At 71.2% G+C, this 18,715-nt stretch carries 12 protein-coding genes; 7 read left to right on the top strand and 5 right to left on the bottom strand.

Annotated elements, in window-relative coordinates; all coding sequences use genetic code 11:
* Positions 1–42: 42 nt before the first annotated feature.
* Entirely contained in the window at positions 43–1,110 is a 1,068-nt protein-coding gene (mtnA, locus tag LDO26_RS10750) for an S-methyl-5-thioribose-1-phosphate isomerase (protein ID WP_232131088.1), read from the top strand.
* Positions 1,111–1,235: 125 nt separating this feature from the next.
* On the opposite strand, the gene LDO26_RS10745 is transcribed toward mtnA, so the two are convergent.
* Positions 1,236–2,018: a CPBP family intramembrane glutamic endopeptidase gene (locus LDO26_RS10745; RefSeq protein WP_232131087.1), complete on the bottom strand. Its 783-nt coding sequence runs from the start codon at positions 2,016–2,018 to the stop codon at positions 1,236–1,238.
* A 328-nt stretch (positions 2,019–2,346) separates the two neighbouring features.
* Here LDO26_RS10745 and gyrA point away from each other — a divergent pair, with 328 nt between their 5' ends.
* The 3 genes from gyrA (at position 2,347) to pbpC (ending at position 12,621) form a co-directional block, all read left to right on the top strand.
* Positions 2,347–5,052, top strand: a complete 2,706-nt coding sequence (gene gyrA / locus LDO26_RS10740; protein ID WP_232131086.1) for a DNA gyrase subunit A — start codon at positions 2,347–2,349, stop codon at positions 5,050–5,052.
* A 92-nt stretch (positions 5,053–5,144) separates the two neighbouring features.
* Positions 5,145–10,103 carry an alpha-2-macroglobulin family protein gene (locus LDO26_RS10735; RefSeq protein ID WP_435594066.1) on the top strand — a complete coding sequence of 1,653 codons (4,959 nt, stop codon included), beginning with the start codon at positions 5,145–5,147 and terminating at the stop codon, positions 10,101–10,103.
* Positions 10,104–10,122: 19 nt separating this feature from the next.
* Positions 10,123–12,621, top strand: a complete 2,499-nt coding sequence (gene pbpC / locus LDO26_RS10730; RefSeq protein WP_232131084.1) for a penicillin-binding protein 1C — start codon at positions 10,123–10,125, stop codon at positions 12,619–12,621.
* Here pbpC and LDO26_RS10725 read toward each other — a convergent pair.
* Complete coding sequence (locus LDO26_RS10725) at positions 12,578–13,057, bottom strand: peroxiredoxin (RefSeq protein WP_232131083.1); 480 nt, start codon at positions 13,055–13,057, stop codon at positions 12,578–12,580. The two genes, pbpC and LDO26_RS10725, sit on opposite strands and share 44 nt — an antisense overlap.
* Positions 13,058–13,200: 143 nt before the next feature.
* On the opposite strand from LDO26_RS10725, the gene LDO26_RS10720 reads away from it, so the two are divergent.
* Positions 13,201–13,716, top strand: a complete 516-nt coding sequence (locus tag LDO26_RS10720) for an Hsp20/alpha crystallin family protein (protein WP_435594065.1) — start codon at positions 13,201–13,203, stop codon at positions 13,714–13,716.
* 179 nt (positions 13,717–13,895) lie between these two features.
* Entirely contained in the window at positions 13,896–14,819 is a 924-nt protein-coding gene (locus LDO26_RS10715) for a DnaJ C-terminal domain-containing protein (RefSeq protein ID WP_232131082.1), read from the top strand.
* An 85-nt stretch (positions 14,820–14,904) separates the two neighbouring features.
* Here LDO26_RS10715 and pilH read toward each other — a convergent pair whose 3' ends face one another.
* Both pilH and LDO26_RS10705 read right to left on the bottom strand, forming a co-directional pair.
* Complete coding sequence (pilH, locus tag LDO26_RS10710; RefSeq protein WP_232131081.1) at positions 14,905–15,300, bottom strand: twitching motility response regulator PilH; 396 nt, start codon at positions 15,298–15,300, stop codon at positions 14,905–14,907.
* Between the two features lie 67 nt (positions 15,301–15,367).
* The gene (locus tag LDO26_RS10705) at positions 15,368–16,360 is read right to left on the bottom strand and encodes an acrylyl-CoA reductase family protein (RefSeq protein WP_232131080.1); all 993 of its coding nucleotides are present in this window, start codon (positions 16,358–16,360) and stop codon (positions 15,368–15,370) included.
* Positions 16,361–16,563: 203 nt separating this feature from the next.
* Between LDO26_RS10705 and LDO26_RS10700 the strand changes: the two genes are divergently transcribed.
* The gene (locus tag LDO26_RS10700) at positions 16,564–17,907 is read left to right on the top strand and encodes an amidohydrolase family protein (RefSeq protein ID WP_232131079.1); all 1,344 of its coding nucleotides are present in this window, start codon (positions 16,564–16,566) and stop codon (positions 17,905–17,907) included.
* A 140-nt stretch (positions 17,908–18,047) separates the two neighbouring features.
* Here the strand turns inward: LDO26_RS10700 and LDO26_RS10695 are convergent, their stop codons facing one another.
* Positions 18,048–18,641 carry an LOG family protein gene (locus LDO26_RS10695; protein WP_232131078.1) on the bottom strand — a complete coding sequence of 198 codons (594 nt, stop codon included), beginning with the start codon at positions 18,639–18,641 and terminating at the stop codon, positions 18,048–18,050.
* Between the last annotated feature and the right edge of the window lie 74 nt (positions 18,642–18,715).

The raw sequence follows: 18,715 nt of genomic DNA, 5'->3' as shown, positions 1-18,715 counted from the left end.
CGATTGCAGGGCAGGACTAGGCCCCGGCCTTACAATCGCCGGATGACGACCCAATCCGCATCCGAACTCGATTTCGACCGCTACGACCACATCCGCCCGATCCTGTGGACCGGAGATACGCTCGAACTGCTCGACCAGCGCAAGTTGCCGTTCGTCGTCGAGCACGTGGCCTGCACCGGCAGCGACGAGGTCGCGCAGGCAATCCACGACCTGACCGTGCGCGGCGCGCCGGCGATCGGCATCGCCGCGGCCTGGGGCGCGGTACTCGGTGCCCGCGACATCGCGGCCGACGACGGCGCGGCTGCGCTGGCGAAGCTCGAGCCCGCGCTGCAGCGGCTGGGTGCCGCGCGGCCGACCGCGGTCAACCTGGCCTGGGCGCTGGCGCGGATGCGCCGGGCACTCGCGGCCGCGGGCAGCGACTGGCGCGAGGTGCTGGCGCGCGAGGCGCAGGCGATCGCCGACGAGGACCTGGCCGCGAACCGGCACATGGGCGCGCTCGGCGCGGCATTGATCGACGCGGGCAGCGGCGTGCTGACCCATTGCAACACCGGTTCGCTGGCGACCGCCGGCTTCGGCACCGCGCTGGGCGTGATCCGCGCCGGCATGGCCCAGGGGCGCATCGCCAGGGTGTTCGCCGGCGAGACCCGGCCGTGGCTGCAGGGCGCGCGGCTGACGGTGTGGGAACTGCAGCAGGACGGCATCGACGCGACCCTGATCGCCGACTCGGCCGCCTCGCACCTGATGAAGAGCGGACTGGTGCAGTGGGTGATCGTCGGCGCGGACCGCATCTGCGCCAACGGCGACACCGCCAACAAGATCGGCACCTACCAACTGGCGATCGCCGCGCGCTATCACGGGGTGAAATTCATGGTCGTCGCGCCCTCCTCGACGGTCGACATGGACACCGCCGACGGCGCGCGGATCGAGATCGAGCAGCGCGATCCCGGCGAGCTGTTCGGCGTCGGCGGCACGCGCACCGTGGCCGAAGGCATCCAGGCGTGGAATCCGGTGTTCGACGTGACTCCGGGGGGACTGATCGACGCGATCGTGACCGAGCGCGGCGTCGTCGAGCACCCGGACGCGACATCGATGCGGGTGTTGTTCGGCTGAAGGTGCAATCTCCCGCGCAATGCGGGAGATGCCTTGGCCCCTCTCCCGTGCACGGGAGAGGGGAGGACCATCGGCAGCGCCGATGGTGGCGTGAGGGCATCGCGACAATGGCGCCGCATGCAGCGCTATCCCCCACGCCTCCGCCAGTCGAAACGCGGCCGCCGCAGATTCAGTACCGTCGACGCCACCGCCGACGGCAGCAGCGCGAAGGCGAGGAACTGCAGTGTGCCGAGGTTCCCGGTGGCGAACAGGCCGTGCTGCGCGCCGAGGATCTGCGTCGACGTCATCCATGCCAGATGCATCCCGACCGTCGTCCAGACGTTTCCCGACAGCGCGCGCAGATAGCCGAGCAGCAGCGCGAAACCGGGCAGGAACAGCCATTGCGTCGCGTCCGGCATCGCACCGGACAGCCACGCGCACAGACAGAACAGCACCGCCTGCAGCACCACCGCCAGCCAGCGCGCGACCCGCGTGCCGAGCAGCGACTGCACATAGCCGCGGAACAGCAGTTCCTCCGGCAGCGCCTCGACCAGCAGCACCGTCAGCGCCAGCAACGCGAGGCGTGCCGGCAGGTCCGGCAGGGCGCCGACGAAGCTGATCCGTACCCAGCCCATGGCGATGCACAGCGCGGTGCCGATGGCGGCGGGCAGCAGCCACAGCAGAACGCCGCCGGCGAACGCGCGCAGGTTCGCGCCGGTGCCGGCCATGGCGATGGCGCCGCGGCTGCGCGGGTCGGTCCGCAGCAATGCGCACAGCGCCACGAGCGCAAGCAGCGAGAACGCCGCGCCTGCCAGCAGCCGCTGCAGCGCATCGTAGGCCGGCGGCGACAGCGCCATGATGGCGCGCAGCACCGCGACCACCACCGCCGCCACCACTGCCAGCCGCCAACCGATCGCATGCCAGCGCATCGCCTGCTCCCGTCGTTGTCCGCCGGATCCCGTTGCGCGGCAGTGTGCATGGGCACCGACGCGCAATAGAACTGACAGCTGTCAGGTGGATTGCCTGCACCGTATCGCGCGGGCCGTGGTGGCCGCCTGCGCACCGGATGCGGCGCAGGCGGCGGTCGCTCGCGTCAAGTGCTTGTTTTTACGTTGGAAAACTTGGGGATGAACGGCGCGTTTGTGCTATGATTTCCTGTCTTTTTCGACGCGTTGCCGGCGGCCGGTACGCGCTGGGCCGGCAGCGAGTGCCGGACCCGCAAAACCGGGCCGCGCAGACAGGATGCAAGCCCCCTAGATGGTCGATTCCGCGAAAGAAATCATTCCCGTCAACCTCGAAGACGAGATGCGCCGCAGCTACCTCGATTACGCGATGAGCGTGATCGTGGGGCGCGCACTCCCCGACGTCCGCGACGGCCTCAAGCCGGTGCACCGCCGCGTGCTGTTCGCGATGAACGAGCTCGGCGCGCACAGCAACAAGCCCTATTTCAAGTCGGCGCGCATCGTCGGCGACGTCATCGGCAAGTACCACCCGCATGGCGACCAGTCGGTCTACGACACGCTGGTGCGCATGGCGCAGCCGTTCTCGCTGCGCTACCTGCTGGTCGACGGGCAGGGCAACTTCGGTTCGGTCGACGGCGACTCCGCCGCGGCGATGCGCTACACCGAGGCGCGCATGTCGCGCCTGACCCACGAGCTGATGGCCGACATCGACAAGGAAACCGTCGATTTCCAGCCCAACTACGACGAGAAGGAACTCGAGCCGACGGTCATGCCGACCCGGTTCCCGAACCTGCTGGTCAACGGTTCCGCGGGCATCGCGGTCGGCATGGCGACCAACATCCCGCCGCACAACCTGGGCGAGGTGGTCGATGCGCTGATCGCGCTGATCGACAACCCGGAGATCGACATCGACGGGCTGATGGAATACATCCCCGGCCCGGATTTCCCCACCGCCGGCATCATCAACGGCGTTGGCGGCATCCACCTGGCCTACCGCACCGGCCGCGGCCGGGTGCGGATGCGCGCGCGCGCCGACATCGAGGTCGCCGACAACGGCCGCGAGGCGATCGCGGTCACCGAGATCCCCTACCAGGTCAACAAGGCGCGGCTGATCGAGAAGATCGCCGAGCTGGTCAAGGAGAAGAAGCTCGAGGGCATCAGCGAGCTGCGCGACGAGTCCGACAAGGACGGTATGCGCATCTTCATCGAGGTCAAGCGCGGCGAGTCGGCCGAGGTCGTGCTCAACAACCTGTATTCGCAGACCCAGATGGAGTCGGTGTTCGGCATCAACATGGTGGCGCTGGTCGACGGCCGCCCGCAGCTGCTGAACCTCAAGCAGATCCTCGAGGCCTTTGTCCGCCACCGCCGCGAGGTGGTCACCCGCCGGACCATCTTCGAGCTGCGCAAGGCGCGCAACCGCGCCCACATCCTCGAAGGCCTGACCGTCGCGCTGGCCAACATCGACGAGATGATCGAGCTGATCAAGACCTCGGAGAATCCGCAGGTCGCCCGCGAGCGCATGCTCGCGCGCACCTGGGAGCCCGGCCTGGTCGGCGCGCTGCTGGCCGCCACCGGCGCCGATGCCTCGCGCCCCGAGGACCTGCCCGACGGCGTCGGCCTGATCGACGGCCGCGGCTACCAGCTGACCGAGACCCAGGCCCAGCAGATCCTGGAGATGCGCCTGCACCGCCTGACCGGGCTGGAGCAGGAGCGCCTGACCGAGGAATACAAGCAGCTGCTGGAGACGATCCGCGGGCTGATCGAGATCCTCGAGGACCCGGACGTGCTGCTCGAGGTCATCCGCACCGAGCTGCGCAACGTCAAGGAAGAGTTCGGCGACGCGCGCCGCAGCGAGATCCGCGCCAGCGAGGAGGATCTCGACATCCTCGACCTGATCGCGCCGGAAGACGTGGTCGTCACCCTGTCGCATTCGGGCTACGCCAAGCGCCAGCCGGTCAGCGCCTACCGCGCGCAGAAGCGCGGCGGCCGCGGCCGCAATGCGGCGTCGACCAAGGACGAGGACTTCATCGAGCAGCTGTGGCTGGTCAACACCCACGATACCCTGCTGACCTTCACCAGCGCCGGCCGCGTGTTCTGGCTGCCGGTGCACCAGCTGCCCGACGCCGGCCCCAACGCCCGCGGCCGTCCGATCATCAACTGGATCGCACTGGAAGCCGACGAGAAGGTCCAGGCCGTGGTGCCGGTGCGCGAGTATGTCGAAGGGCAGTACGTGTTCTTCGCGACCCGCGGCGGCACCGTCAAGAAGACCCCGCTGACCGAGTTCGCCTACCGGCTGGCGCGCGGCAAGATCGCGATCCGCCTCGACGAGGGCGATGCGCTGGTCGGCGTGGCGCTGACCGACGGCGAGCGCGACGTGCTGCTGTTCGCCTCCAACGGCAAGACCGTGCGCTTCGGCGAGGACCGCGTGCGCTCGATGGGCCGCACCGCCGGCGGCGTGCGCGGCATCCGCCTGGCCGCCAATGAACATGTCGTCAGCCTGATCGTCGCCGACAGCGCCGGTGACGGTGACGACGACATCGACGACGCGGCCGACGAGGCCGTCGCGGAGAACGGCGACGCCGGCGTGGTCGTCGAGACCGATGCCGGAGACGACATCCCGTACATCCTCACCGCGACCGAGAACGGCTACGGCAAGCGCACGCCGCTGTCGGAGTACCCGCGCAAGGGTCGTGGCACCCAGGGCGTCATCGGCATCCAGACCACCGAGCGCAACGGCCGGCTGGTCGGCGCGGTGCTGCTGCGCAACCGCGACGAGGTGCTGCTGATTTCCGACGGCGGCACCCTGGTGCGTACCCGCGCATCGGAGATCTCGCGCGTCGGCCGCAACACCCAGGGCGTGACCCTGATCCGCCTGGCCAAGGACGAGCGCCTGCAGGGCATCGAGCGCGTCGACGGCGCGATCGACGCGTCCGATGCAGCCGAGGCGGGCGATGCCGCGGCGAGCGGCGACGTCGTCCAGGAGGCCTCGCCCGACGCGTGACCCGCGGCGCGCGAGCGGGCGCGTCGGGGATCCCCGTGCCCGCCGGCCGCCGCGCCTATACTGCCGCCACGACAACCAGTGGGGGCGGAGCGATGGGCCTTGGCGTGCACAGGAGCGGTAATCGAGGGAACGGCGGCCGTGGGTCGCGATGGGCCGGCGTCGTCGCCATGCTGCTGCTGGCGGCACTGCTGGGCGCCTGCAAGCGCGACCCCGGTGGGCAGATGCCTGCCGCCGGCGGCGAGGCGATCGCGACCCAGCGCGAGCAGATCGAGGGCTTCGGCCTGGTCCGCGCGTTTCCCGACCAGCGCGACGGCGTGCTGGCGCTGGCGCTGGAGTTCTCCGAGCCGCTGGTCGGCACCCAGGATTTCGATGCGCTGGTGACCCTGGCCGACAACGCCGGCGCCGACGGCAGCTGGACCCTGGACGACGACGGCAAGCTGCTGCGCTTCCCGCACGTTGAGGCCAACCGCGACTACACGGTGCGCATCTCCGGCAAGCTGACCGCGGCCGGCGGCGACACCCTGGGCCAGGACATCGAGCGCAAGGTGTTCACCGGCGAGCTGGAACCGGTGGTCGGCTTCGCCTCGCAGGGCAGCGTGCTGCCGGCCCGGGAGTCGCGCGGCCTGCCGGTGGTGTCGATCAACGTCGACGAGGTCGACGTCGAGTTCCTGCGCGTCGACGACGACGCGCTGCCGGCGTTCCTGAGCCAGTACCAGCGCGGCGGACGCCGCGGCAGCTGGGAGCTGGACAGCCCGTACAGCGGTCGCACGCCGCTGTCGAAGCTGGCCAAGCCGGTCTACGTCAACCGTTTCGCGATCGACGGTGCGCGCAACGAGCGCGTGCTGACCTACCTGCCGGTACAGAACGTGCGTGAACTGCAGGCGCCCGGCCTGTACTTCGCGGTGATGAAGCGCGCCGGCGCGTTCGGCGACCAGTTCGAGACCGCGTTCTTCACCGTCAGCGACATCGGCCTGCACGCGCGCGCGTACAAGGACAAGCTGTTCGTGCATACCGCGTCGCTGCATGGCGGCGGGCCGCTCGGCGGCAGTGAGCTGAAAGTGCTCGACGGCAAGGGCGAGACGGTCTTCCGCGGCGCCACCGACGCGCGCGGCAACGCGCTCCTCGACTACACCCTGGATGCGGCGCACGTGCTGGTCGCCACCCGCGGCAGCGACGTCTCGCTGCTGCCGTTCAACCAGCCGGCGCTGGATCTGTCGGAGTTCGCCGTCAGCGGCCGCCAGCAGGCCTGGTTCGACGTGTTCGCCTGGTCGGGGCGCGATCTCTACCGCCCCGGCGAGACGGTGCGCATCTCGGCATTGCTGCGCGACCAGGACGGGCGTCCGGTCGAACGCAAGGACGGCAGCGCGCAGACCCTGTTCGCACGGCTGCGCCAGCCCGACGGCAAGACCTTCTTCGAGACCCGGGTCGAGCCCGGGGAATCGGGCTATTTCCGCTTCGACAGGGAGATCCCGGTCGATGCGCCTACCGGCACCTGGCGGGTCGAGTTCCGCACCGATCCGGCCAGCCGCGAGGCGGTGCAGGGCATGACCCTGCGGATCGAGGAGTTCCTGCCCGAGCGCATGAAGCTCGACCTCGACGCGCCGGCGATGCTCAGGCCGGGCGAGCCGCTGCGGCTGGAGGCGACCGGCGCCTACCTGTACGGCGCGCCGGCCGCCGGCAACCGCTTCACCGCCCGGCTCGCGGTCGCGGTCGAGCGGCAGCCGGTCGACGGCCTGCCGGGCTATTTCTTCGGCGACCCCACCGTCGACCTGCCGCGCGAGGCCAGGGATGCCGTCGACGGCGAATTCGACGCGCAGGGCAAGCTGCAGGCCGGGATTGCGCTGCCCGACGAGGCCAGGCCGACGACCCCGATCGCCGCGATCGTCTCCGGCAGCCTGTACGAGACCGGCGGGCGCAGCGTCACCCGCACGCTCAAGCGGGTGCTGTGGCCGGCCGATGCGCTGGTCGGCGTGCGCCCGCTGTTCGAAGTCGACGACGGCGCCGACGCCAACAGCAATGCGCGTTTCGAACTCGTGCGCGTCGACCGCGACGGCCGACCGCAGCCGCTGCAGGGCCTGAAGGTCTCGCTGGTGCGCGAGCACCGCGACTACCACTGGGTCGACGACGACAACGGCTGGCGCTACGAATTCAACCGCCGCTTCGAGACCGTGCAGACGCGCACCGTCGATGCGGGCAACGAGGCCGTGCGCTTCGATTTCCCGGTCGAGTGGGGCGAGTACCGCATCGACGTCGAGGATCCGCAGACGAAACTGGTGTCGCGCTACCCGTTCCGCGCCGGCTGGAGCTGGGACGACGGCAACCGCGGCCTCGACGCGCGTCCCGACAAGGTCAAGGTCTCGCTCGACAAAACCGGCTACCGCGCCGGCGACACGATGCAGGTCACGGTGACGCCGCCGCATCCCGGCAAGGGCCTGCTGCTGGTCGAGAGCGATCGCATGCTGTACCTGCACGAGATCGACGCGCGGCCCGGCAGCACCTTCGAGATCCCGGTCACCGAGGACTGGGAGCGGCACGACGTCTATGTCACCGCGCTGGTGTTCCGCGGCGGCAGCGCCACCAGCCTGGTCACCCCGGCGCGCGCGGTCGGCATCGCCCATGTGCCGATGGACCGCCGCGACCGCCGTGTCGCGGTGGGCCTGAAGGCACCGGAACAGACCCGTCCCGAGCAGCCGATGCAGGTCACAGTCAGCGCGCCGCAGCTGGCCGGCAAGGACGCCTGGGTCACGGTGTCGGCGGTCGATGTCGGCATCCTCAACATCACCCGCTTCCCGGTGCCGGACGCGTTCGCGCATTTCTTCGGCCAGCGCCGGTTCGGGGTCGATGCCTACGACCTCTACGGCCGCGTCATCGAGAGTTTCGAGGGCGGCACGGCCAGGCTGCGCTTCGGCGGCGACGCGCCGCTGGGCGCGCTGCCGCAGGCGCGGCGGCCGACCGCGCGGGTACAGACCGTGGACCTGTTCGCCGGGCCGGTGAAGCTCGACGCGCAGGGCAACGCGCGGGTGCCGCTGCAGCTGCCCGACTTCAACGGCACGCTGCGGGTGTCGGCGCTGGTGTTCTCCGAAGACAGCTACGGCCGCCGCGACGTCGAGACCCTGGTGCGCGCGCCGCTGGTGGCCGAGGCCAGCATGCCGCGGGTCATGGCGCCGGGCGACCGCAGCACGGTGACCCTGGACCTGAGCAACTTCAGCGGCCGCGCCGGCGAGTTCGCGGTGCGGGTCGACGGCATCGGCCCGCTGACGGTCGGCGAGGGCAGCCGCACGGCGACGTTGGCCGCCGACGGCCGGACCACGCTGAGCTTCCCCCTGTCGGCGCAGGAGGGGTATACCGTCGCCAAGGTCCGCGTGCGGGTCGACGGCAACGGCGTCAAGGTCGACCGCAGCTACGACCTGCCGGTGCGCCCGGCGTGGCCGCAGGTGCTGCGCTCGCGCACCCGGGTGCTCGATGGCGCCACGCCGCTGCACCTGGACGCGTCGGCCGCCGAAGGCCTGATGGCCGGTTCGGTCAACGCGCGCTTCAGCGTCAGCGCGCTGCCGCCGATCCCGTTCGCCGCGGCGATCCGCGGTGCGCTGGACTACCCCTACGGCTGCGCCGAGCAGACCACCAGCAAGGGCTACGCCGCGCTGCAGCTCGACGAGGCGACCGCGTCGATGCTCGGCATCGAGGGCGTGGACGCCGCGCGGCGCCGGCAGGTGGTCGAGGGCGCGTTCGGGCGGCTGGCCTCGATGCAGGTCGGCAGCGGGCATTTCTCGATGTGGGGCAGCGACGGCTACGTCAATCCGATGCTGACCCCGTACATCGTCGAGTTCCTGCTCGACGCGCGCGAGGCCGGTTTCGCGGTACCCGATGCGCTGGTGCAGAAATCGCTGGAGCGGCTCGGCGAGGACCTGCTGACCGGCGGCAACGAGTTCTACGGCCAGTCCGAGCGCAGCCACCTGAAGTTCGCCTACCAGGCCTATGCCGGCTACGTGCTGGCGCGGGTCAACCGCGCGCCGCTGGGCACGCTGCGCGCGCTCTACGACAACGAGCGCGACAACACCCGCACCGGCCTGCCGCTGGTGCACCTGGGCCTGGCGCTGTCGCTGCAGGGCGACAAGGCGCGCGGCGAGAAGGCGATCGACGAGGGCTTCAACTTCAAGGGCGACCGTCCGGGCTATCTGTGGGACTACGGCACGCCGCTGCGCGATGCGTCGCTGATGATCGCGCTGACCCACGAGCGCGATCTCGCGCGCCCGGTCTACGACGCGCGCGCGGTCGACATCGGCCGCGACATCGACGCGCGCCGCAACCGCGGCTGGATGTACCTGAGCACCCAGGAGCAGATCGCGCTGGCGCGGCTGGGACGCGCGCTGATGGCCGATACCCGCAACCGCGTGTCCGGCGTGCTCAACGAGGGCGGCAGCGACGAGAACGTGCCGGCCGCGAAGATCGTCGCCCGCGGCTACGACGACGCGGCGCTGCGCCGTGGCGTGCGCTTCACCCCGCAGCTGGTCGATGCCGGCGGCGCGGCGGCGCCGCTGTACGCGAGCATCGACGTCGCCGGCGTGCCGCGCAGCGCGCCGGCCGCCGATGCCAGCGTCATCAAGGTCGAGCGCCGGCTGTTCACCACCGACGGCAGGCCGTGGACGCCCGCGCCGCTGAAGGAGGGCGAGGCGCTGATCGTGCTGCTGTCGGTCGTCGCCGACCGCAGCATGCCCGACGCGTTGCTGACCGACCTGCTGCCGGCCGGCCTGGAAGTCGAGAACTTCAACCTCGGCGATGCCAAGCAGTGGGCCGATGTGGTCGTCGACGGCATCAGCGTCAGTGAGCGCGGCAGTGCCGCCGACGTCCGCCACGAGGAGTACCGCGACGACCGCTACGTCGCCGCGCTCAAGCTCGACCGCGGCCGCACCGCGCGTCTGTTCTACCTGGTGCGCGCGGTCAGCCCCGGCACCTACACCGCGCCGCCGCCGCTGGTCGAGGACATGTACCGGCCGCAGCTGCGCGGCGTGGGCACGTCGGTGCCGGCGACGATCACGGTGGTGCAGCCCTGAGGCGGGCTGCCGCCAGGGCATGAATCCGGCGCCGGACGAGCCCCGCGCGGCGGCGCCGGTGCCCGTCGTGCGGCAGGCGCGCGACGCGCGCGTGGCCCGGGCAGCGAAGCGGCTGCTGCCGTGGCTGCGCTGGGGCACGGTGGCGCTGCTGCTGGCACTGTTGGCGCTCGACCTGGCGTTCCCGCCGCGGTTGCCCAAGACCGCCGACACCAGCACGCTGGTCGTCGCGCGCGACGGCACGCCGCTGCGCGCGTTCGCCGATGGCGACGGCGTGTGGCGCCATCCGGCGACGCCGGAGACGGTGTCGCCGCTGTACCTGCAGGCGCTGCTCGGCTACGAGGACCGCTGGTTCCGCCGCCACCCCGGGGTCAATCCGCTGGCGATGGCGCGCGCCGGCTGGCAGTGGCTGCGCGGCGGCCGGATCGTCTCGGGCGGCTCGACGCTGACGATGCAGGTCGCGCGGATCCTCGAAGCGGAGCCGGCGCGTGCGCGCTCGTTGCCGGGCAAGCTGGTGCAGATGCTGCGCGCGGTGCAGCTCGAAGCGCACCTGTCGAAGGACGAGATCCTGACCCTGTACCTGCAGCGGGCACCGTTCGGCGGCACCATCGAGGGCGTCGAGGCGGCGAGCTGGGCCTATCTCGGCAAGCCGGCGTCGCGGCTGTCGCATGCCGAGGCGGCGCTGCTGGCGGTGCTGCCGCAGGCGCCCAGCCGGCTGCGGCCCGATCGCGCGCCGGAGCAGGCCCGCGCCGCGCGCGACAAGGTGCTCGCGCGCATGGCCGCGCTCGACGTGTGGTCGCGCGCGGACGTCGACGACGCCAGAATCGAACCGGTCGTGGCCCGCGGCCTGCGCCAGCCGCAGCACGCGGCGCTGCTGGCCCAGCGCCTGCGCAGCGCGCATCCGCGGGAGGCGCGGATCGTCTCGACGATCGACATCGGCCTGCAGCGGGTGCTCGAACAGCGCGTGGCCAGCTACTTCTCGCAACTGCCGGAGCGCACCTCGGCGGCATTGCTGGTCGTCGACAACCGCGCGCTGGAGGCGCTGGCCTATGTCGGCTCGGTCGAGTTCGGCGACACGGCGCGGCTGGGCCATGTCGACATGGTCCGCGCGTGGCGGTCGCCCGGCTCGACGCTGAAGCCGTTCCTGTACGGCATGGCGCTCGACGACGGCCTGGTGCATTCCGAAAGCCTGCTGGTCGACGCGCCGCAGTCGTTCGGCGGCTACCGCCCCGGCAATTTCGACGCCGCGTTCAACGGCCCGGTCGGCGTCGCCGACGCCCTGCGCCTGTCGCTGAACGTGCCGGCGGTGGACCTGCTGGACCGCGTCGGGCCGGCGCGCTTCGCCTCGCGCCTGGACAACGCCGGCATCGGCCTGCGCTTTCCGCGCGGCGCGGCGCCGAACCTGACGCTGATCCTCGGCGGCACCGGCGCCACCCTCGAGGACCTGGTCGGCGCGCATGCGGCGCTGCATCGCGGCGGCATCGCCGGCCGTGTGCGCTATACCGCCGACGACCCCGTGCGCGAGCGACGGCTGCTGTCGCCCGGCGCGGCGTGGATCGTGCGCGAGATCCTCGAATCCAACACCCGCCCCGGCGAGCGCGCCGACACCTTCGACCCGGGCAACCGTCCGCGGGTCTCGTGGAAGACCGGCACCAGCTACGGCTACCGCGACGCCTGGGCGGTCGGCGGCACCGGCCGCTACACGGTCGGGGTCTGGGTCGGACGACCGGACGGCACGCCGCTGCCCGGGCAGTACGGCGCGATCACCGCACTGCCGCTGCTCTTCGAGACCATCGACAGCCTGCCGCAGGCGCGCCGCGATGCGCTGCCGGTGCCGCCGCCGCGCAACGTGCGCGAGGTCGAGATCTGCTGGCCGCTGGGCACCGCCGCCGCCGCGCAGGACCCCGCGCTGTGCCAGCAGCGGCGCAAGGCCTGGACCCTGGACGGCAACGTGCCGCCGACCTTCGCCGAACGCGATGCGCGGCTGTGGAGCGCGGGCGCGGTGCGTTTCGATGTCGACGCGGCCACGGGCCTGCGCCTGTCGGTGGACTGCCGTGGCGAACACGTGCGCCGGTCCGTGCAGGTCGCCCGCTGGCCGGCGCTCGCGTCGCCCTGGCTGCCCGCGGCGACCCGCCGGGCCTCACGGCTGCCACCGCTGGCGCCGGATTGCGCGGCCGACGGCCGCGACGTGGATGGCGCGCTGCACATCGAGGGCGTGGATGCCGGCGTGACACTGGTGCGGCCGCCAGGCAGCGGCACCGGCATCCGCCTGCAGCTTCGGGCGATCGGCACCGAGACGCAGGTGCAGTGGCTGCTCGATGGCCGCTGGATCGGCGAGACCCGCGGCAGCCAGTGGCTGCGCCACGAGTTCGACACCCCGGGCCGGCATGCGCTGACCGCGCTGGCCGCCAGCGGCGCCTGGGCCAGCGTCGAGTTCCGGATCGCCGGCCGGCAGGCGCCTTCCGGCGAGGGGCGTGTCAGTCCAGGTGCGCCAGCACGTTCTCCGCCGACGACACCTTGAATTCGCCCGGCGCCTCGACGAACAGCTGCCGGACCACCCCGTCCTCCGCGTACAGCGCGAAGCGCCTGGCGCGCGTGCCCATGCCGTAGGCGCTGGCATCCATGTCCAGGCCGACCGCCTTGACGAAGTCGGCGTTGCCGTCGGACAGCATCAGCAGGCCGTCGGGCACGTCGAGGCTCTCGCCCCAGGCCTGCATGACGAACGGGTCGTTGACCGACAGGCAGACCACGTCGATGCCGCGCTTGCGGAATGCGTCGAACTGCTCGATGAAGCCGGGCAGGTGGTGCTCGGAGCAGGTCGGGGTGAAGGCGCCGGGGACCGCGAACAGCACCACGTGCTTGTCGCTGAACAGCGTCGGCGTGTCGATGACGCGCACCCCGTCATGGATGTACTTGAGGGCGACCTCGGGGACGGTGTCGCCGATCTGGATGGTCATGCGGGCGGGCTCGGAGGGAGGGTGAACACAAGTCTAGCCGCTTGTGGATGAGCGCGACGCCGCGCTTGAAAGTGGCGGCGGGGGACATAGATCGAGGGCATCGCGGCGCAACGGCCGCATCCGAATGCACAGGAGTCATCACCATGCGACACGAAGGTTTCCGCGTCGGCCCGCGCCAGGCCGGTCCCGAACGCACCAGCTTCCAGGACGAAATGCGCCAGTTCCTCAACCAGTTCGTGCCGGGCGCCGATGCCCAGGACGAGTCCTCGGTCGTCACCAGCCAGTGGGTGCCGCGCGTCGACATCCGCGAGGAGCGCGACCGCTTCGTGATCCTGGCCGACCTGCCGGGCATCGACCCGCAGGACGTCGAGATCTGGATGGACAAGGGCATCCTCAGCCTCAAGGGCGAGCGCAAGCCGCTGGCCGCCGACGTGGACAACGCGGCCGAGGGCGCACGCAATGAAGTGCGGTTCTCGCGCGTGGAACGCGCCACCGGCCGTTTCCATCGCCGCTTCACGCTGCCCGATAGCGCCGATGCCAACGCGATCACCGCCAGCGGCCACAACGGCGTGCTGGAGATCAGCATTCCCAAGCGGCCCGAGACCACGCCGCGGCGCATCCAGGTCGGCACCGTGCAGGACGCGCCGACGCGCCAGTAACCATCCGGCTGGCGACAGCCACGCGTGCTGCCACGGCAGCCGCGGTTGCGCCCCGTCCGCGATCCACGCGGGCGGGGCGACCATGACGGACACGGCGGCCTGCAGGTATCCTGCGGGCCGTCTGTCGTTGCAGACATCCACTCCCCCAGGGCGCGGCATGCGCCGAATGGAACGTCCAGATGCAGTTCAAGGATTACTACGAGATTCTTGGCGTCGAGCCCAATGCCGGCGACGCGGAGATCAAGACCGCCTATCGCCGGCTGGCGCGCAAGTACCACCCCGACGTCAGCAAGGAAGAGGGCGCCGAGGAGCGCTTCAAGGCGGTCAACGAGGCCTATGAGGCCCTGCGCGACCCGCAGAAGCGCAGCGCCTACGACGAGTTGCGCACGCGCGGCTACCGTCCCGGTGACGAGATCCAGCCGCCGCCGGGCGGTTTCGGCGGCCAGGGCGCGGGCGGCGTGGACTTCGACGAGATCTTCGCCGGCGGCGGTGCGGGTGGTGGTTTCAGCGACTTCTTCGAGCAGATGTTCGGCGGCCGCCGCGCCGGCGGCTTCGGCGGCGGGCATGGCGGTTTCGGGTCGCATGCCGGCCAGGGCATGCCACCGCGCGATACCCGCGCGCGCCTGTCGGTGCCGCTGGAAACCGTCTATCGCGGCGACAGCGTGCGCGTGCCGGTGCTGGGCAAGACCTTCGACGTACGCATTCCCAAGGGCATCCGGCCCGGCCAGGTGGTGCGGCTGCCCAGGCAGGGCCAGCAGGGCGGCGACCTGCTGCTCGAGATCGAGTACGCCGCGCACCCGCAGTTCGAGGTCGATGGCCGCAACATCATCCACCTGCTGCCGGTCGCGCCGTGGGAGGCCGCGCTGGGCGCGACGGTCAGCGTGCCGACGCTCGGCGGCAACGTCGAGCTGAAGATTCCCGCCGGTTCCGAGGAAGGTCGCAAGCTGCGCCTGCGCGGCCGCGGCCTGCCCGGCACCGGTGGCGCAGCCAATGGCGACCAGCTGGTCGAACTCGAGGTCCAGGCGCCGCCGCCGCGTACCGCGGAACAGACGGCCGCCTACGAGGCCCTGCGCGATGCCTTCGACGGGTGGCGCAGGTCCTGATCGACCGGGGGCGATCGATCCGCCGGCAGGGATCCGCCAGCCGCGTCTTTCGGTGCGGCTGGCGTGACGGTGGAGCGCCGTCGGTTCAGGCGTCGGTGGGCGCGGGCGCCGCAGGCGGATTGCCGATCGTCCGCAGGATGGCGTCGGCCAGTTCGACCTCGCTGAAAGGCTTGGTCAGGTAGGCCTTGGCGCCCTGGCGCATGCCCCAGACGCGGTCGGTGTCCTGGTCCTTGGTCGTCACCAGGATCACCGGGATGTGCGCGGTCGCCGGGTCGCGCGTGATCGAGCGGGTGGCCTGGAAGCCGTTGAGGTTCGGCATCACCACATCCATCAGGATCAGGTCGGGCAGCTCGCGCCTGGCCGCCTCCACGCCGGCCTGGCCGTCTTCCGCGGTCAGCGCTTCGTGCCCCAGTTTTTCGACGATGCGCCGGATTCCCATCATCTGCGATGGTGAATCGTCCACGATCAGGATGCGTGCCATGGAGTCCCCCTAGACTTCGACCTCCGGATTCTAGCGGCGGGTGAATGGGGCGCATACGCGACTGATGTCAAAGCGTGACGAGCGTTCGACCTTGCGCGCCGCCAGCCAGCATCGCGTCGAATACCGCCGGCAATGCGTCGAGCGCGACATCCTGCGTGCAGATCGTTGCCAGGTGCGCGGGTTTCCAGTCCGACGACAGCCGCCGCCAGACCTCGTCGCGCAGGACGCGCGGCGTGCCCGACGCGGCGATGCCCAGCAGCGACACGCCGCGCAGGATGAAGGGCATCACCGTGGCATCGAGTTCCGCGCTCGCGGCCAGGCCCGCGCTGGCGACGCTGCCGTACGGCGCGGTCTGCGCCAGCAGGCTGACCAGCATCGGACCGCCGACGGTATCGAGCCCGCCGCCGAAACGTGCCGATTCCAGCGGACGCGTGGTCGCCAGCGCGTCGCGCCCCAGGACCTCGCGCGCGCCGATCGCATGCAGGTAGGGCGCCTGCGCGGCCTTGCCGCTGACCGCATGCACCTCGTAGCCGGCGCGGCTGAAGATGTCGATCGCCAGCGAGCCGACGCCGCCGGTCGCACCGGTCACCACCAGCGGCCCGAGGTCCGGCGTCTGCCGGTTCTCCTGCAGGCGCAGCAGCGCCAGCGCCGCGGTGAAGCCGGCGGTGCCGAGGATCATGCTTTCGCGCAGGTCCAGGCCGACGGGCAGGTGCACCGCGGACTTCGCCTCGAGCCGGGCGTAGTCGGCGTAACCGCCATCGCGGGTCTCCGACTGGCCGCAGCCGGTGATCAGGACTGCGTCGCCCTCGCGAAAACCCGGATCGCGCGAGGCCACGACGTGGCCGGCGACGTCGATGCCGCCGACCAGCGGAAAGCGGCGCAGGATCTTGCCTGCACCGGTGCCGGCCAGCGCGTCCTTGTAGTTGACCGAGGAATGCGCGACCCGGATGACCAGTTCGCCGGGGCTGAGGTCGTCGAGCGAGACCTGCTCGATGCCGCTGTGGTAGCCGGCGTCGTCGTTGTGGATGCGGAAGGCGCGGAAGCGGTCGGGCACGGGCATCGGCGTCTCGTCCGTGTTGGGGGAAGGCCACGAGGATAGCCGGGGTTCGCGGCAGTGTCGCGCCGGTGCAGCGCGCGACCCGCCAGGTGTCCTATGCTGTCGCGGCATTGGCATTCCGGGCCGTGCAGGACATGGGGACACGGCGGATGAAGGCAGCGGTACGGCATCGTGCGGGCAGTGCGGGCGCGGCGTGGCGCCGTCGATTGGCCAACGCGGCGCTGTGCGCGTCGCTGCTCGTTTCGGCGGGCGCATCGGCGACAGCCGGCGATGAGGCGACCGGCACGACCCGCATCTACCACGGCGCCCGGGTGATCGACGGCACCGGTGCACCGGCGCGCGAGGGACTGAGCATCGTCGTGCGCGACGGCCGCATCGTCGCGCTGGTGCCGGATGCCGACGCGCCCGACGGCGAGCACATCGATGTCCGCGGGCTGCATGCGTTGCCGGGATTGATCGATACCCACGTCCACCTCGCCACGCCGCCGGATACGGCGCGCGCCGAGGCGTTGCTGCGCCGCCAGCTCTACGGCGGGGTGACCACGGTCCGCAGCATGGCCGACGACCTGCGTGCGGTCGGCGAACTGGCCCGGCGTTCGCGGGTCGGGGAGATCCCCGCCCCCGACATCGTCTACGCCGCGCTGATGGCGGGCCCGGGCTTCTTCGACGACCCGCGCACGGCCGCGGTGAGCCGGGGCGGCGTGCCGGGGCAGGTACCCTGGATGCAGGCGATCGACGAGGACACCGACCTGCCGCTGGCGGTGGCGATGGCGCGCGGCACTTCGGCCGGCGGCATCAAGCTCTATGCGGACCTGCCGGCGGCGGTGGTCGCGCGCATCACCGCCGAGGCGCACCGGCAGGGCGTGCCGGTATGGGCGCACGCGGCGGTGTTCCCGGCGATGCCCGCCGAGGTCGTGCGCGCCGGCGTGGACGTGCTGTCGCACGTCTGTCCGCTGGGCTACGAAGTGTCCGGCTACCAGCCGCAGGCCTATCGCGATCCGGCGCCGGTGGATGCGTCGGCGTTCGAGGACGGCATGCCCGAAGCGATGGTGGCGCTGTTCGCCGACATGGCAGCGCGCGGCACGGTGCTGGATGCGACCAACCGGGTGTATGTCGAACACGTGCGGCAGTACGCGCGCGATGGACTGGGGCGGCCGCCGCGCTGCGACGTCGAACTGACGTATCGCCTGAGCCGACAGGCCTACCACCAGGGCGTGGCGATTTCCGCCGGAACCGACGGCGAAACCGAAGCGGACGCCCCGTTTCCCGCGCTGCACGACGAACTGGAGATCCTGGCCGGACCGGTCGGCATGACGCCGGAGGACGTCATCGCCGCCGCCACCCGGGTCGCGGCCAGGGCGCTGGGGCAGGAGGCGGAGATCGGCACCCTCGCGCCGGGCAAGCTCGCCAACCTCGTGTTCGTCGCCGGCGATCCGCTGCAGGATGTCGCGCATCTGCGCGAGGTGGTACTGACGGTCAAGCGCGGCGTGCCGTATCCACGCAGCGATTACGTGCCGGTCGCGGGGCAGGTGCCGGTCGCGGCCGACTGACCTGCCGCGCGATGCGATACCGCTCTACTTCAGGACGCTGCGGCGTTTTTCGTCATTCCGCGCCAGGTGGAACGCCGGGCGCCGGGTCCGGTCGGCGCGTCGCCACGCGCCGATGTGCTGCCGCTCGATGCGATACCGCTCTACTTCAGGACGCTGCGGCGTTTTTCGTCATTCCATTTGCTGGCACTTGCCGGAACGTAGTCCCGCATCCACGCCAGCATCGCGTCGATGTCGCCGCCGTACCACAGGTCGGCGCGCTGGTCGGGATGCAGGAAGCGCTCCTCGACCATGCGGTCGATCATGCCGATCAGCGGAGCGTAGAAGCCCTCGACGTCGAGGAAGGCGCAGGGCTTGCTGCCGATGCCGAGCTGGCGCCAGGTCAGCATCTCGAAGATCTCCTCCATCGTGCCGAAGCCGCCGGGCAGGGCGACGAAGCCGTCGGAGAGCTCGAACATCCGCGACTTGCGCTCGTGCATCGAACCGACGATCTCCAGTTCGGTCAGGCCGCGATGCGCGACTTCCCAGTCGGCCAGCTGCTGCGGGATCACGCCGGTGACCTCGCCGCCGGCATCGAGCACGGCATTGGCGACCACGCCCATCAGGCCGACGTTGCCGCCGCCGTAGACCAGGCGCAGGCCGTCACGGGCGATGCGGTCGCCCAGCGCCATCGCGCGCTCGGTGTAGGCGGGCTTGCTGCCGGCATTGGAGCCGCAATAGACGCAGATGCTTTTCATGGGGAGCGGGGCCAGAGGCCGGAGATCAGAGGGCAGGGAGAAGCAAGGCGATGGGAGCGGCAGGCGCTTTGCCC

This window comes from Proluteimonas luteida, from assembly GCF_021191695.1.
GTDB classification, from domain to species: domain Bacteria; phylum Pseudomonadota; class Gammaproteobacteria; order Xanthomonadales; family Xanthomonadaceae; genus Luteimonas; species Luteimonas luteida.
Note: the sequence above shows the minus strand (reverse complement) of the source record. Positions and strands in the feature narration are given on the sequence as shown.

Excerpts from the sequence above, each read along its gene's own strand:
- LDO26_RS10715 (WP_232131082.1), top strand. The coding sequence starts at position 13,896 with ATGCAGTTCAAGGATTACTACGAGATTCTTGGCGTCGAGCCCAATGCC.
- LDO26_RS10720 (WP_435594065.1), top strand. The coding sequence starts at position 13,201 with ATGCGACACGAAGGTTTCCGCGTCGGCCCGCGCCAGGCCGGTCCCGAA.
- gyrA (WP_232131086.1), top strand. The coding sequence starts at position 2,347 with ATGGTCGATTCCGCGAAAGAAATCATTCCCGTCAACCTCGAAGACGAG.
- pilH (WP_232131081.1), bottom strand. The coding sequence starts at position 15,300 with ATGGCACGCATCCTGATCGTGGACGATTCACCATCGCAGATGATGGGA.
- pbpC (WP_232131084.1), top strand. The coding sequence starts at position 10,123 with ATGAATCCGGCGCCGGACGAGCCCCGCGCGGCGGCGCCGGTGCCCGTC.
- LDO26_RS10735 (WP_435594066.1), top strand. The coding sequence starts at position 5,145 with ATGGGCCTTGGCGTGCACAGGAGCGGTAATCGAGGGAACGGCGGCCGT.
- LDO26_RS10695 (WP_232131078.1), bottom strand. The coding sequence starts at position 18,641 with ATGAAAAGCATCTGCGTCTATTGCGGCTCCAATGCCGGCAGCAAGCCC.
- mtnA (WP_232131088.1), top strand. The coding sequence starts at position 43 with ATGACGACCCAATCCGCATCCGAACTCGATTTCGACCGCTACGACCAC.
- LDO26_RS10705 (WP_232131080.1), bottom strand. The coding sequence starts at position 16,360 with ATGCCCGTGCCCGACCGCTTCCGCGCCTTCCGCATCCACAACGACGAC.
- LDO26_RS10745 (WP_232131087.1), bottom strand. The coding sequence starts at position 2,018 with ATGCGCTGGCATGCGATCGGTTGGCGGCTGGCAGTGGTGGCGGCGGTG.
- LDO26_RS10725 (WP_232131083.1), bottom strand. The coding sequence starts at position 13,057 with ATGACCATCCAGATCGGCGACACCGTCCCCGAGGTCGCCCTCAAGTAC.